Genomic DNA, 13,140 nt, shown 5'->3' on the forward strand with positions numbered 1-13,140 from the left:
GCCCCGACGGCCGCCGGTCGGGCGGGCGCTCCGCTGCTCACCGTCCGCGCAGGTCCGCTGGAAGGTCGGTCGAGCACCCGACACCTATCCAAAAACAGGACAGACGGTTTGTCAATACAAAACCGAACGCGCTGTTTGTTTCTGGGCGGAGCAAGCCCGTGGGAGTAGGACACCGGACCGCCGGTCCGGCCTCGAACGGCTTCGCCCGAGACCCCCGCGGACCACTCGGACCCGCCCGGAACCCGCCCGGATCACCCCGGCTCAGGCCGGACCGGCCCCGCCCGCAGCCGCCCCGGCCTCCGCCTCGGCCGCCCGGGCCGCCGCCAGCTCCGCGACCACCCGGCCGCCCCGGTCCGCCGCGAGGTCGAGCGTGGCCAGCACCCCGGGCACCGCGATGCTGGGCATCACATGCTGGTACAGCGAGGCGACCCGGCGCTCCAGGTCCGACCGGCCGGACATCTTCTGGGACTGTATCTGCACGCCCGTCCAGGCCCCGGTGACCAGCCACGCCGTCTCGGCGGGCACCACCTGGGGCAGCAGTTCGCCGCGCCGGCCGGCCGTCTCCAGCACGGTCTCGGCCCGCTGGATCCAGCCGGGCGCCGCGCCGCCGCTGAAGTCGCCGAACACGTCCTGGCCGAGGGAGAGCCGCGCGCCGGCGCTCAACACCGGGTCGCGCGGCATGAGATGGGCGACCACCATCCCGAGGTCCACGAACTCCTGGAGCTTGCAGTGCCGTTCGGGAATCTCGTCCCGGCCGAACTGCTCCTCGACGACCCCCTGGGCGAGCTCCCGCTTGGAGGCGAAGTGGAAGTACACCGCGCCCCGGGTCACTCCGGCGCGAGCCACGACCGCACCGATCGTCGCCCCCTCGTACCCGTACTCGTCGAAGACCGACGCCGCCGCCTCCAGGATCAGCCGACGCGTCCGGACCGCCCGTTCCTGTCGCACCACCGCAACCACCCCACCCGAAACGCTCGGCAAACAAAACCAAACACCCCGTATCTTACCCGCCGAGGTCGGCGGGGATCCCTGCGTCCCAGGTCACATAGGGCCGTTCTCGAGCGGACTAAAACCGCGTAGACGGTATGAGACGAACAGATGGCCGACATCTCACCGCCAGCCCCCTTAACCGGAACACCAGCTCTCACTTGTGGCCGGGATGGCAACGAACGACCACATAATGGCCATGAACCTGTCAAGCCCATGCGTCGATATCCCCACAGGTCAAGGAGGTTCACCCGCCGGAGCCGATCTCCGGGCAGTGATCGACACCCACCCACCGTGCCCGTCCGACCACGCTCGGCCGCCGACGAACCTTTGTTCTGGCTCCTTGAAAACCAAACCGGTAGGTACGTATCTTACGAGCCCTGAGCAGCCCACCCCGCCCGTCACGGCCTTTCGGAGCGCTCCCCATGACTCTGCTTGCCTTCCGTACGCCCGCATCCGTCCTCACCACCGGCACGGACTCCGGAACGATCCCCGGCCCGGCCGCAGCAGCCCCGGCGCCTCGCCTGACCAGCACCGTCGCCAAGGAGTACGTCCACCGGGCCTGCCACGCCGAGGTCTTCCTCACCGGCAGCGAACAGCTCACGGACACCACCTTCGCCGTCACCGCGCAGTGGCCGCGGGCGCACACCTTCTTCAGCACCCCGGACGGCACCCGGCACGACCCGATCCAAGCTGCTGAAACGATCCGCCAAGCCGGGCTCTACCTCGCCCACACCCGGTTCGGCGTACCGCTCGACCACAAGTTCATGATGTGGAACCTCGACTACACCACCCGGTCGCGGCAGTTGCTGATCGGTGCGGCGCCGACCGACCTCACCCTGGAGGTCCAGCTCCTCGCCCAGCCGCGCCGCTCCGGCACCACCGTCGACTTCACGCTGGAGACCGTCGTCCGACGGGGCGCCCAGCTGGCCGCCACCGGCTACGCCCGCTTCACCACCGTTCCGGACTCCACCTACCAGCGGCTGCGCCGGGGCCGCCACTCCGCCGAGCTCCCGGCGGCGCCGATCGTGACCGCCGAGCCGCTCCCGCCGGCCCGGGTCGGCCGGCTCCGCCCGTGCGACGTCCTGCTGGCCCCGGCGGACGCCCCCGGCACCTGGCACCTCACCCCCGACTTCTGGCACCCGATCCTCTTCGACCACGCCAACGACCACATCCCGGGCATGGTGCTGCTGGAGGCGGCCCGGCAGGCGGCCAACGCGCTGAGCAGCCCGGCCACCGTCACACCGACCGCCGCGGCCACCACCTTCCACCGGTACGCCGAGCACGACGCGCCCACCACGATCACCGCCCAGCACACCCCCGGCGGGGACCCGGACGCCCTCACCACCACCGTGACCGGCCACCAGCACGGCGAACCGATCTTCACCACCGTGCTCACCGGCCACCCGGACCACCGCTGACCCGACGACCGCCGCCGCACCGGCCGCACCATCCTCCGCGACACCCTTCGCAGCACCCGAACGGCCCGCCCGACCCTCCCGGTCCGGCGGGCCGTCCGCGTGCCGACGACGCCCGCGGGGGCTGCGGCCACGGGCACCAGCCGATTCCCGGGGGCCCACCACGGGCCGGCCCCGGCCGGAACGCCCCGCTCCCGGACTGGCACCGGGGCGAACACCTGCGCGAGGATGTCACCCCCTGGATCCCGCTGCCAACAGGAGTCCGCCGTGAGTGAAGTCCCTTCGCAGCAGAACGAGTTGATAAGACTCGCCGACCGCCCCGGCACCGACGACGCCCCCGGCTGCGACGGACGGACCGGCGGCCGGAACGTCCGCGTACGCGTCCTCGGACGGCACGCGCCGGGCTCACTGCTCGGACACGACTGGCTGGACTGCGAGATCACCGTCACCGCGGACTCGGTACGCGGGCAGTTCGTCACCCTGGTGACCGACCGCCACCTCAGGCAGTGGGAAACCGCCCTGGACCGACTCGGCCGCGGCTCCGCGGTCCGCTGGCTGGACGAGGAACACGGACCGGAGCTACGCATCGAACCCGGCCGCCCCGGCGGCCTCTGGGTGACCGTCTCCGACGCGGAGGAATCCGGCGTCACCCTCCGGGTCGTACTCTCCCCCGCACCGAACTGGCTGGCCGAGCAACGCACCCTGCTCCACCTCGTCCGCAGCGCCTACCCGGCCGAGGTGGTCGAACTCTCCCCGGGCATCCGCGCCTGGCGCGGAAACCTGCCCGACGAGAGTTGATCGATCGTCACCTCTTACTACTGCACCAGCGTTCCAAGCCGCACGGACGATCAGTCGGGAACAGCGAGAAGGAAGACCAGGGCCGCACCGCCGACCATGACCAGCGCGAGCTGGTGCAACCCGACCGTCTCACCCGGTGCGGCGCGTTCGTAGCGCCGCACCGGGTGGCCGGTGGCGCGGTCCGGGCGTGGGAGGTCGGCAAGGCGGCAGCGTCCGGTGAAGGTCAGCGGTGGTCACGGTGTGGCGTGAGGGCCTTCCGGGTGCCGGTGCGGGTGTCACAGTCCGCACCGAGCCGGAAAGGCCCTCACTGAACCCCGTCACCCACCGTCGCGGTCAGTACGTCCAGGCGAACGGATCGGCCGTCACTTCTGCTGCCGCGGAGGCGTTCCCAGTCGCCCCAGCGAACGGTCGGGCACGGTGAGGAGGAAGAGCAGGGCCGCGCCGCCGAGCATGAACAAGGCGAGGTGGTGCAGCCCGGCCGTGGTGGCGCCGTGCGGGAAGAAGGCGGCGTTCGCGGCGGAGGCCGCCATGGCGCCGAGGTACATGAAGGTGCGCAGCAGCCCGGCCGCCGAGGCGATGGCGGCGGGGTCCGCCTGGTGGTAGAGGGCGGTCTGGGTGCCGAGCCCGATCAGCCCCTGTGAGACACCCGCCAACACGCCGACTCCGATCAGCAGGGCGCCCGGGCTGTGCGCGTGGACCAGCAGCAGGGCGGCGCAGGCCGCGATCTGGCAGGCGGAGCCGACCAGCAGTTTGCCGCGGACGCCCGGGCTGCGGCCGCTGGCCCCGGCGGCCGCGAGCGCGGTCAGCGAGAGCGGCAGCAGCACCAGTCCGGCGGTGGCGGCGGACAGGCCGCGCCCCTCCTCCAGCCACTGGGTGTAGCCGTAGAGGAAGGCGTAGATGGCGGTGTAGCCGAGCACCTGGCGCAGGTAGGTGGCGATCAGCGGGCGGTTGCCGGCGAGCGCCCGCAGGTCGATGAAGGGGGCACGGGCCCGCCGCTCGCGGAGGGCGAAGGCGACGGCTGCCAGGAGGGCGAGCACCGGCAGGTACCAGCGAGCAGGGCCGGGCTTCATCAGGAACAGCATCAGGGCGAGCAGGAGGACCGCGAACAGCGCGATTCCGAGATGATCGAGGCGTTCCGGACGCCCGGGGCGCTCCCCGCCGTCGGCAGGGTCCGGGCGGCGGGCGGTGACGGGCAGCCGGGCCGCACCGAGTGCCAGGCAGGCCAGTGACAGTGGGACGTTGACGGCGAAGACCGTCCGCCAGCCGCCCGCGCCAATCAGCAGACCACCGAGGGTGGGGCCGACCACCGCGACGGTCTGGTTGGCGACGACCAATACCGTCAGCACCCCGGTGGGGCTGGACCGCCCGGTCCGCTCGGCCTCGCTGCGGGTCAGGTGCATCGCGGCGGGGTAGGCCGCGGAGGTGCCCAGTCCGAGCAGCACCCGGGCGGTGATCAGCAGCCCGAGCGACGGGGCGAGCGCACCGAGCAGTCCGGCGAGGCCGACCAGGGCCGTCCCGGCGAGGTAGAGCCGGCGCGGGCCGTGGGTGTCCACCAGCCGCCCGATCACCGGCTGGCCGATGGCGGTGGCCAGGTAGAGCCCGGTGACCAGCCAGGCGGTCTCGGCGGGCGGCGCGCCGAAGGCGGCGCCGACAGGCACCAGGGCCACCGCGATCATCGACGAGTTGATCGGGTTGAGCACCGAGCCGAGCACCATCGGCGCGATCAGCCGGCGGTTGAACCCGTCGTCCGGAGCGGGCTGCCGGCGGCGCGGCCGGAGTCGGGCGAGCAGGGCGGCCGGGCCGGTCATCACCGGTTCAGCCGGTCTATCAGGGCCAGCGCCTCCAGCACGGTGGCGCGCTCGGCCTCGGTGTAGTGCTCCGCCATGGCCCGGGTCAGCCACTCCTCACGGGCCTGGCGGCTGTCCGCGACCCGGGCCAGGCCGACCTCGGTGAGGCTGACCACCTGACGGCGGCCGTCCTCGGGGTCGGGGCGGCGCCCGAGCAGTCCGTGCTGTTCCAGCGCGGCGAGGGTGGCGGCCATCGACTGCGGACGGACCCGCTCGGCGGCGGCCAGCGCGCTGGCCGAGGCCGGACCGTCGTTGATCAGCCGGCTGAGCACGGCGGTCTGGGAGGGCGTCAGGTCGCTGGTGCCGCTCGCCTCCCGGAGGGTGCGGCGCAGCCGGCTGAAGACGGCGCGCAGTTCACGGGCGGCCAGCGCCGCGCTGTCGGGAACCACGGTTTCGGCGGACCCGGCGGGCCCGGCGGGGTCGGCCGGGGCGGTACGGGCGGTTCGCTTCTCGGTCACGGTTCCACGGTAATTTCATCAGTCTGGACTGTCCAGTCTGAACTGAAGATTTCCTGAGAGCGGACCGGGCCCTCCACCACCCGTGCCCCGGCCCGGCGGCGGGCCCGGATAATGACGGCATGATCGACAAGCAGCTCCGCGTCGTCCTCGCCGAGGACTCGGTGATCCTCCGGGACGGCATGGTCGAACTCCTCACCGCCCGGGGGTGCGCGGTGGTCGCCACCGCCGGGACGGCACCCGAGCTGATCGCCGCCGTCACCGGGCACCGGCCCGACGTGGCCGTGGTGGACATCCGGATGCCGCCCACCCACACCGACGAGGGCATCCGAGCAGCCGTGGAGATCCGGGCCACCCTGCCCGAGGTGGGCATCCTGGTCTTCTCCCAGCACGTCGAGACCGCCTGGGCGGCCCGGCTGCTGGCCGACGGCGCCTCCGGCATCGGCTACCTCCTCAAGGAGCGGGTGGCCCGCACCTCCGAGTTCGTCGACGCGCTGCACCGGGTCGCCGCAGGCGGCACGGCCCTCGACCCGGAGATCGTCAACGGTCTGCTGCACGGCGGACGGCGCAGCCGGGTGGACGCGCTCACCCCGCGCGAGCGGGAGGTGCTGGAGCTGATGGCGCAGGGGCACTCCAACCGCTCGATCGCCACGCTGCTGGTGGTCTCGGAGCGGGCGGTGGAGAAGCACGTGGCCGCCGTGTTCGGCAAGTTCGACCTGCCCGCGACCGAGGCCGACAACCGGCGGGTCAAGGCCGTGCTCGCCTACCTCGCGGAGAGCGGCGCCTCCTGAGGTAGCACCTCCCGGGACGGCGACCCCGACCGCCCGGGCCGTGGCCGCCCGTCAGAGCCGGCCGGGCAGTTCGGCGCTGACCGCCGTCGGCCCGCCGGGCGGACTGTCCACCCGCAGCGTCCCGTCCAGCACCGCGAGCCGCTCGGCCAGGCCGGTGAGCCCGGTACCCGCACCGATCACGGCGCCGCCGTGCCCGTCGTCGCGCACGGTCAGCCGGACCCTCCCCTCGGCGGCGCTCACGCTCAGCTCCACCGACCGCGCGCCACTGTGCTTGGCCACGTTGGTCAGCAGTTCGGCCGCACAGAAGTAGACGGCCCGCTCGATCACCTCCTCCGGACGCTCCCGAAGGTCCAGCCGAACGTCGACCGGCACCGGCGAGGTGGCGGTCAGCCCCGGCAGCGCCTCGGCCAACCCGCCCTCCAGCGCCACCGGGTGGATGCCCCTGGTCAGCCGGCGCAGACCGGTGATGGTGTCCTCGGCCTGCCCACGGGCCCGGTCCACCAGGGTCCGCAGCCGCCCGAGGTCGAGCCCGTCCGAGCCACCCTCGGCCGGAAGGCCCACCGGCGGAAGGCCCACCGGCGGCGCGCCCGCCCCCAGCACGTCGTCGGCCAGCGACAGCGTGATGGCGAGCGCGACCAGCTGCGCCTGGGTGCCGTCGTGCAGGTCGCGTTCCAGGCGCCGCAGTCGGTCGGTGCCCTCGGCCAGCAGGATGGACCGGGCCTTCTCCAGCTGACGCACCCGCTGGTCCGAGCGCACCGGCCCGAGCAGCGTACGGGCCAGCGTGCGGTTCGCCCCTCCGAGCGCCTGCACCGCCGCTGGTACGGCGACCAGCACCGCGAGGCCGATCGGGATCGCGCCCAGGTCCAGCAGGCCGATCGACCTCGGGCCCGGCTCCATCATCCGCACCCAGAGCGGGAAGCCCACCAGCCAGACGCTTCCGAGCGGGAGCCCGACCACGGCCAGGAAGCCGAGCACGCCCAGCGGCAGCCGCAGGAAGAGGTAGAGCAGCGCCCGCCAGGCCACCGGATCGGTCAGCACCACCCGGCCGCGCGCTATCACTCCGGCCGGGCGCGCCCGTGGCCGCGGTGCGGGCACCTCCTCCCCGAGCAGCCGCCCGACCAGCCACCGGTGCAACCCGCCGAGCCTCCTCGCCCCGAGCAGCGCGGCCGCCACGAACGGCAGGCCCAGCACGGTGAGCGAGAGCAAGGCCCCCGCGTAGAGGACGGCGACGGCGTACACGCCTCCGAGCACCCCGAGCGGCAACCCGAGCACCGCGAAGGCCAGTTCACCACCGCGCACCGACCGGTACCGCCGCCGCTCAGCCACCGTCCACCTCACCACTCGCCCACCGACACCCACCGACAATCACTGACCAGCACTCACCGACCGGCATTCAGCCGCCGACCGGCCCCCAGCATCCACCAGGACCCGCCCGGACCACCGCATCCACCTGCCCTTCCGTCCGCACGGCCCCTCGGACAGCCATGGCACCGACCCCGCGCCCACCCGCCGTGGACGCCGGCCTCCGCCTCCTCCGCCTCCTCCGCCTCCTCCGCCTCACCCCCGTTCCCCGCCCGTCGTCTCCACCGCCGAACCGCCGACCGCCCACAGCCCCGTGCCCACGATCCCCGGCACCGTGAGCACCACCGCCCCCAGCACCACCCAGGCGCACGCCGCGCCCGGCACCACCGGCACCACCGAGCCCGTCACCGCCAGGCTGAACGCGCCCGAGGCCGCGGCCGCCACCGCCGCACCCAGCAGCACACCGATCGCCGTGGTCAGGACCGCCTCCACTCCGAGCATCCGCAGCAGCTGCCGCCGCGTCGCCCCGACCAGGCGCAGCAGCGCGAACTCGCGGCGCCGGTCAGCGGTCAGCGCCACCAGGGTGTTGACCGTGGAGACCGCCGCGAAGCAGACCAGCATCCCGAGCTCCGCCTCGCGCAGCCAGATGTCGCTCTGCTTGGTGACGCTGGTCGCGGCGCCCGTCGCCCGGACGACGTGCTCGGCGGTGCCGGTCAGGACCAGCAGGGTGCCGGAGAGCCCGACGAGCAGCGCGACCGGCACCACCGCCGAGGAGAGCCGGGCCGCGTAGCCGCGCAGGTTGGCGTCCGCCAGCCAGCCCGCCCGGGGCGCGAGCACCCGCGCCGGGGCGCCGAGCACCGCTGCCAGGACCCGCGCCGCCACCGGCCCCAGTAGTCCGACCGCGACCAGCAGCACCAGCGAGCCGAGCAGCGCGGCCTGCCCCGCCTTGTCCAGCTCTCCGGCCGGCCGGCTCGCCGCCAGTCGCAGCAGCAGCCCACCACCCGCGAGCACCGCCAGCCCGGCGAGCACCCGCGGCACGGGCGTCCGCCGTGGCCCGCCCGCGCCCTCGGTCAGTGCGGCGGCCGGGGCGGGCCGGGTGATCCGGCGGGCCGCCACGGCACTGGCCGCCAGGCCCACCAGCAGCGCCACCGCGAGCCCGATCAGCGCCGGCACCGGCGCCCCGGCTATGCGCAGCCCGGGTGCGGCCATGCCGCGCCGCTGGAGTGCGGCGAGGAAGGCCCGGGCGGCGAGGAAGCCCACCAGGCCGCCCGGCCCGGACACCAGCAGGGTGGTCGCCACCACCTGCGCGCGCACCACCCGCCGGACCTGACGGGGTGTCGCCGCGACGGTGCGCAGCAGCGCCAGGTCGCGGTGCTGCTGGCGCAGGGTGAAGCCGAGGGCGTTGACCACGACGAACAGCGCGACCAGGACGGCGATCTCGCCGAAGGCCCCGGCGATCAGCACCAGGCCGGGCCCGGACACCGCCGTGCGCGCCACCGCGGCCGGTGCCGTGACCTGTGCGGCGACCAGCGACCCGAACAGCGTCACCGCCGCCACCGCCAGGAACAGCGCCGTCCCCAGCCCGGCGAAGGAGGCCGGGCGGCGGCGGATCTGCCCCGCCGAGAGGCTCAGTACGGGACTGCTCATCGTGCTCACCCGCCCAACCGGCTCAGCCGCTCGGCGACCTGCGCGGCCGTCGGCGCGGTCAGCTCGTCCACCAGCAGGCCGTCGGCCAGCAGCAGCACCCGGTCCGCGTACCCGGCGGCGACCGGGTCGTGGGTGACCATCACGCAGGTCCGTCCGTCGGTGTCGACGCCCGAACGCAGCAGGCCGAGGACCTCCTGCCCGGTGGCCCGGTCCAGCGCGCCGGTCGGCTCGTCGGCGAACAGCACCTCCGGCCGGGAGACCAGCGCCCTGGCTATCGCCACCCGCTGCTGCTGACCGCCCGACAGCTGCCCGGGCCGGTGCCGCTCCCGCCCGGCCAGCCCGACCCGGGCCAGCGCCTCCCGCACCGCGGCCCGCTCCGGCGGCCGCCCGGCGAGCCGGCCGGGCAGCTCGACGTTCTGCCCGACCGTCATCGCGGGCATCAGGTTGAAGGCCTGGAACACGAACCCCACCCGGGTGCGGCGCAGCTCCGCCAGCCGCCGCTCGGGCAGCCCGGACACCTCCGTGCGGCCCCACCGCACGGTGCCCCCGGTCGGACGGTCCATCCCGGCCAGGCAGTGCAGCAGGGTGGTCTTGCCGGAGCCCGACGGCCCCATCACCGCCGTGAACGTCCCCGGCGCGAAGGCCACCGAGACCCCGCGCAGCGCCTGTACGGCCGCCGTGCCCCGCCCGTACTGCCGGTGCAGCCCCACCGCGCTCAGGGCCGCGTCCGTCACCCCGTCGTGCGCCGCCGTGGCGGCGGCTGTCGTCATCCCGTTCATGCCCTCCATCGTGGGCGTCCGGGGCCGGGAGATCGATTGTGCTGGCACCCGAATCCGGGGTTCGGAAAACCGAACCCCGCAGGTGGTGCTACGTCCCCTCGGGCGGGTTGCGGGCCTCCCAGGCCCGGGGGGCGAGGCCGTCGGTCGCCTCCAGGCGCACCAGCCGGTCGTCCACGTCCAGCAGTGCCGCCAGGGCGTCGGCGACCTCGGGCGTCCGGTCGGCGGACGGGGCCAGGACGGACGCGGCGGCGCGCCGCACCCCGACGGCCTCCTCCTCCGGGCACTCACGACCGCCCAGGGCCCGGAGGACCTCGGCGAGCACCCCGCCGTCCTGCTCGGCCGACGCCCAGGCGACGAGCAGCTCCGTCTCCTCCGCCTCGTACTCGACCGCGTGCCCCATCCGCAGGAGCGGGGCGTCGCACAGGAAGGCCGCGACGAAGCGGCGGTGCGCGGGGTCGGGGTGCCGGTGGTGGGCCGTCAGGGCCGACCACGTCTCCCGACTTCGGCGTTCCCCGAGCACGAACCGGACGGCCTGCTGCCCGACGTGCCCCGGCTCCCGGTGCCGGACGGCCCTGGCCACCAACTCGTCGACCGGGGTGAGGACGCGGAACCGCCACTCCAGCCCGGTCAGCACGGCCCCGTGCCCGGCGCGCACGGTCAGCCCGCCGAGGGAGACCTGCTCGACGTCCGCGTACTGCTCGGTCACCCACACCCGCTCCGCCGGCCCCACGGCCCCGGTCCGTCGCCGCAGCTCCTCCTCCGTCCCCGTCTCGTGCCAGGCCCTGGCCAGGGCGAGCAGGTGCTCACGGGCGTCGGCGGGCAACCGCAGCGCCGGGTCCTTCCCCAGCACCGCCCCGACCAGCGCCGACGAACCGAGGTCCACCGCGCGCAGCAGCGGGGTCGTCCCGTCGGGCAGCGGACGGTCCGGATCGGCACCGTGGTCGACCAGGACACCGGCGACCTCGTGGTCGAACCCGTTCACGGCCGCCCACAGCAGGGGCGGCCCCGTCCGCATCGCGGGCGTTCGGATCCGCGCCCGCGGCGAGTGCCTCCCACACGCCGTCGACATCCCGCGCCCGTACCGCCGCCACCAGCCGCCCGTCCGTCGTCATCCGCCGACTCCCCCTCGCCGCACAGCCTCCACCGGCGCACCCTAAGCCCGCCGGAGCCGGGCACGCCCTCCCCTTTTACGCCCCCGCCTCCCGCCGGGCCCGCCCGACCGGGAATCATGATCCGGTGACCACCGACCTGCTGCCCGAGCCGCGCTTCGGCCCCACCGAGGCGGAGGTGTGCGGGCTGCCGGCCCCGGCACGGCGGGCTGCTGCCCGGCGGGGTGCGCGGCACCTTCGTCCGCGGCTGCTCCCGGGCGACGGCCTGCTCCTCCAGCCGGGCGGGCGCATCCCGCCGCTCGCCGTAACCGCACCCGGCCCCCGCTTCCCCATCCCTCACCACGCCACCCACCCACAGGAGTCACCATGACCACCACCCCCCTGACCGTCGCCGTCCTCGGCCCCGGAGGCGTCGGCGGACTGATCGGCGGGCTGCTCGCCCGCGACGGCCACCGGGTCGTCTGCCTGGCCGGCGAGGCGACCGCGGCCGCGATCGCGCGGGACGGACTGCGGGTCCGCAGCGCCGAGTTCGGCGAGTTCACCGCCCGGGTGGAGGCGGCGACCGAGCTGCGCGAGCCGGTCGACGCCGTCTTCGTGACGGTCAAGGAGACGGCGCTGGCCGCCGCGCTGGACCGGTTGCCCGCGGAGGTGCTCGGCACCGGGATCGTGGTGCCGCTGCTCAACGGTCTGGACCACATGGCCGTGCTGCGCGAGCGCTACCCGGCCGCACGGGTGGTGGCCGGCACGATCCGGGTCGAGGCCGCCCGGACGGCGCCCGGGCTGATCGAGCACACCAGCCCGTTCGCCGCCATCGAGCTGGGTGCGAACGCCGAACCCGACTCCCCCGTGGCCGAGTTCGCCGAGCAGCTGCGGCACACCGGTCTGGACGTCGCACTGCGCGAGAATGAGACGGCGATGCTGTGGAGCAAGCTCTCCTTCCTCGCCCCGTTCGCCCTGCTGACCACCCGCCACGCGAGCGGGATCGGCACCGTACGCACCGAGCACCGGGCCGAACTCCTCGCCGTGCTGGACGAGATCACCGCCGTCACCCGGGCGGTCGGCGCGCCGGCGGACGCGCAGACGCTGCTCGCCTCCTTCGACCGCATCCCCGGGACGATGAGGTCCTCGATGCAGCGCGACGTGGAGGCCGGACGGCCGACCGAGTTGGACGCCATCGGCGGCGCCGTGCTGCGGGCGGCCGACGCGCACGCGGTGGCGGTGCCGACCATCGCCCGCCTGGTGCACGACCTGACCGAATCCGCCAACCGGTAGCGCCTGCCCGGGCGTTCACCCCGCGGACGGCACCGCGGGGTGAACGCCCGGATCCTTCCCGCACAAAACTGACGGAACATCACATTCCGCTGGAAGCAAAGACTTTCCCAACGGTTCACGCAGTCTTCCGGAACCTCCGCACGACGGACCGGCGTTGATAGGGGCGGGAGGGATAGAGACATGACAAGGAAGCCGTACCGTCTGGCCGCCACCACGCTCGCACTGCTGCTCGCGGCCCCGTTGTTCACCGCGTGCGACGCCGACCAGGCCCTGGACTGTGGAAAGCGGGCGATCAGCCTCACCGGCGACGTCCAAGACCTCGCGGATTCGGCGATCAACGTCGGGCAGATCACCGACGAGAGCCGCCGCAACCACACCGTCGAGGCCTTGCGGAAGGTCGCCGACGACACCAAGAAGATCCGCGAGGGCAACGGGGACAAGATCGACGCGGCCGCCGACCGGCTCTCCAAGGCCGTCAACGACGCCATCGACCGGGTCTCCAAGGGCAAGCAGCCCGACTTCAAGCCGATCACCGACGCTGCCGGCGAGATCGGGAAGGCCTGCGCCGACTCCTGACGCACGGGGGGCACCCCCCGTCTCCCCACGCCATCAGCTCCCGGCCCGGCGCCGCCCCGGCCGGGAGCTGGTCCCCGCCTCGGGCCCCGGCCTGTCGCCGCCGCACCGGCACCGCCAGGCGGTAGGAATGGCACCGGACCGAACCGCACCTCGGAGGCA

Annotated in this window: 13 protein-coding genes; 6 read left to right on the forward strand and 7 right to left on the reverse strand. The window is 74.3% G+C overall.

Features of this window, described 5'->3' with window-relative positions:
- Positions 1–261: 261 nt before the first annotated feature.
- On the reverse strand, positions 262–951 hold the full coding sequence (locus ACWDD9_RS11985; RefSeq protein WP_449811514.1) for a ScbR family autoregulator-binding transcription factor: 690 nt from the start codon (positions 949–951) through the stop codon (positions 262–264).
- Positions 952–1,412: 461 nt separating this feature from the next.
- Between ACWDD9_RS11985 and ACWDD9_RS11990 the strand changes: the two genes are divergently transcribed.
- Together ACWDD9_RS11990 and ACWDD9_RS11995 are read left to right on the forward strand one after the other, a co-directional pair.
- Positions 1,413–2,408, forward strand: coding sequence for a ScbA/BarX family gamma-butyrolactone biosynthesis protein (locus tag ACWDD9_RS11990; RefSeq protein ID WP_375873844.1), 996 nt, complete (start codon positions 1,413–1,415; stop codon positions 2,406–2,408).
- Positions 2,409–2,672: 264 nt separating this feature from the next.
- Complete coding sequence (locus ACWDD9_RS11995; protein WP_449811515.1) at positions 2,673–3,203, forward strand: DUF5959 family protein; 531 nt, start codon at positions 2,673–2,675, stop codon at positions 3,201–3,203.
- A gap of 362 nt (positions 3,204–3,565) precedes the next feature.
- On the opposite strand, the gene ACWDD9_RS12000 is transcribed toward ACWDD9_RS11995, so the two are convergent.
- Entirely contained in the window at positions 3,566–5,011 is a 1,446-nt protein-coding gene (locus tag ACWDD9_RS12000) for an MFS transporter (protein WP_449811516.1), read from the reverse strand.
- Positions 5,011–5,439 (reverse strand): MarR family winged helix-turn-helix transcriptional regulator, encoded by a 429-nt coding sequence (locus tag ACWDD9_RS12005; protein ID WP_449811647.1) that lies wholly within the window; start codon positions 5,437–5,439, stop codon positions 5,011–5,013. The genes ACWDD9_RS12000 and ACWDD9_RS12005 overlap by 1 nt, the downstream gene beginning before the upstream one ends.
- 188 nt (positions 5,440–5,627) lie before the next feature.
- On the opposite strand from ACWDD9_RS12005, the gene ACWDD9_RS12010 reads away from it, so the two are divergent.
- Positions 5,628–6,296, forward strand: a complete 669-nt coding sequence (locus tag ACWDD9_RS12010) for a response regulator (RefSeq protein ID WP_380737742.1) — start codon at positions 5,628–5,630, stop codon at positions 6,294–6,296.
- Positions 6,297–6,347: 51 nt separating this feature from the next.
- On the opposite strand, the gene ACWDD9_RS12015 is transcribed toward ACWDD9_RS12010, so the two are convergent.
- From ACWDD9_RS12015 to ACWDD9_RS12030, 4 genes are all read right to left on the reverse strand, one after another.
- Positions 6,348–7,622 (reverse strand): sensor histidine kinase, encoded by a 1,275-nt coding sequence (locus ACWDD9_RS12015; RefSeq protein ID WP_449811517.1) that lies wholly within the window; start codon positions 7,620–7,622, stop codon positions 6,348–6,350.
- A gap of 231 nt (positions 7,623–7,853) precedes the next feature.
- Entirely contained in the window at positions 7,854–9,245 is a 1,392-nt protein-coding gene (locus ACWDD9_RS12020) for an FtsX-like permease family protein (RefSeq protein WP_449811518.1), read from the reverse strand.
- Positions 9,246–9,250: 5 nt separating this feature from the next.
- Positions 9,251–10,015 carry an ABC transporter ATP-binding protein gene (locus ACWDD9_RS12025; RefSeq protein WP_074004966.1) on the reverse strand — a complete coding sequence of 255 codons (765 nt, stop codon included), beginning with the start codon at positions 10,013–10,015 and terminating at the stop codon, positions 9,251–9,253.
- A 97-nt stretch (positions 10,016–10,112) separates the two neighbouring features.
- On the reverse strand, positions 10,113–11,006 hold the full coding sequence (locus tag ACWDD9_RS12030; protein ID WP_449811519.1) for a hypothetical protein: 894 nt from the start codon (positions 11,004–11,006) through the stop codon (positions 10,113–10,115).
- Positions 11,007–11,260: 254 nt separating this feature from the next.
- Between ACWDD9_RS12030 and ACWDD9_RS12035 the strand changes: the two genes are divergently transcribed.
- From ACWDD9_RS12035 to ACWDD9_RS12045, 3 genes are all read left to right on the forward strand, one after another.
- A complete protein-coding gene (locus ACWDD9_RS12035) occupies positions 11,261–11,503 on the forward strand; it encodes a hypothetical protein (RefSeq protein ID WP_449811520.1) in 243 nt (80 codons plus the stop codon).
- Entirely contained in the window at positions 11,500–12,405 is a 906-nt protein-coding gene (locus tag ACWDD9_RS12040) for a ketopantoate reductase family protein (RefSeq protein ID WP_449811521.1), read from the forward strand. The genes ACWDD9_RS12035 and ACWDD9_RS12040 overlap by 4 nt, the downstream gene beginning before the upstream one ends.
- A gap of 180 nt (positions 12,406–12,585) precedes the next feature.
- A complete protein-coding gene (locus tag ACWDD9_RS12045) occupies positions 12,586–12,981 on the forward strand; it encodes a hypothetical protein (RefSeq protein ID WP_049658815.1) in 396 nt (131 codons plus the stop codon).
- The last annotated feature ends 159 nt before the right edge of the window (positions 12,982–13,140 follow it).

Source organism: Kitasatospora sp. NPDC001119, assembly GCF_053598475.1.

Coding starts and splice junctions, on each gene's coding strand:
- ACWDD9_RS12025 (WP_074004966.1), bottom strand. CDS start 10,015: ATGACGACAGCCGCCGCCACGGCGGCGCACGACGGGGTGACGGACGCG.
- ACWDD9_RS11990 (WP_375873844.1), top strand. CDS start 1,413: ATGACTCTGCTTGCCTTCCGTACGCCCGCATCCGTCCTCACCACCGGC.
- ACWDD9_RS12000 (WP_449811516.1), bottom strand. CDS start 5,011: ATGACCGGCCCGGCCGCCCTGCTCGCCCGACTCCGGCCGCGCCGCCGG.
- ACWDD9_RS12045 (WP_049658815.1), top strand. CDS start 12,586: ATGACAAGGAAGCCGTACCGTCTGGCCGCCACCACGCTCGCACTGCTG.
- ACWDD9_RS12040 (WP_449811521.1), top strand. CDS start 11,500: ATGACCACCACCCCCCTGACCGTCGCCGTCCTCGGCCCCGGAGGCGTC.
- ACWDD9_RS12020 (WP_449811518.1), bottom strand. CDS start 9,245: ATGAGCAGTCCCGTACTGAGCCTCTCGGCGGGGCAGATCCGCCGCCGC.
- ACWDD9_RS12010 (WP_380737742.1), top strand. CDS start 5,628: ATGATCGACAAGCAGCTCCGCGTCGTCCTCGCCGAGGACTCGGTGATC.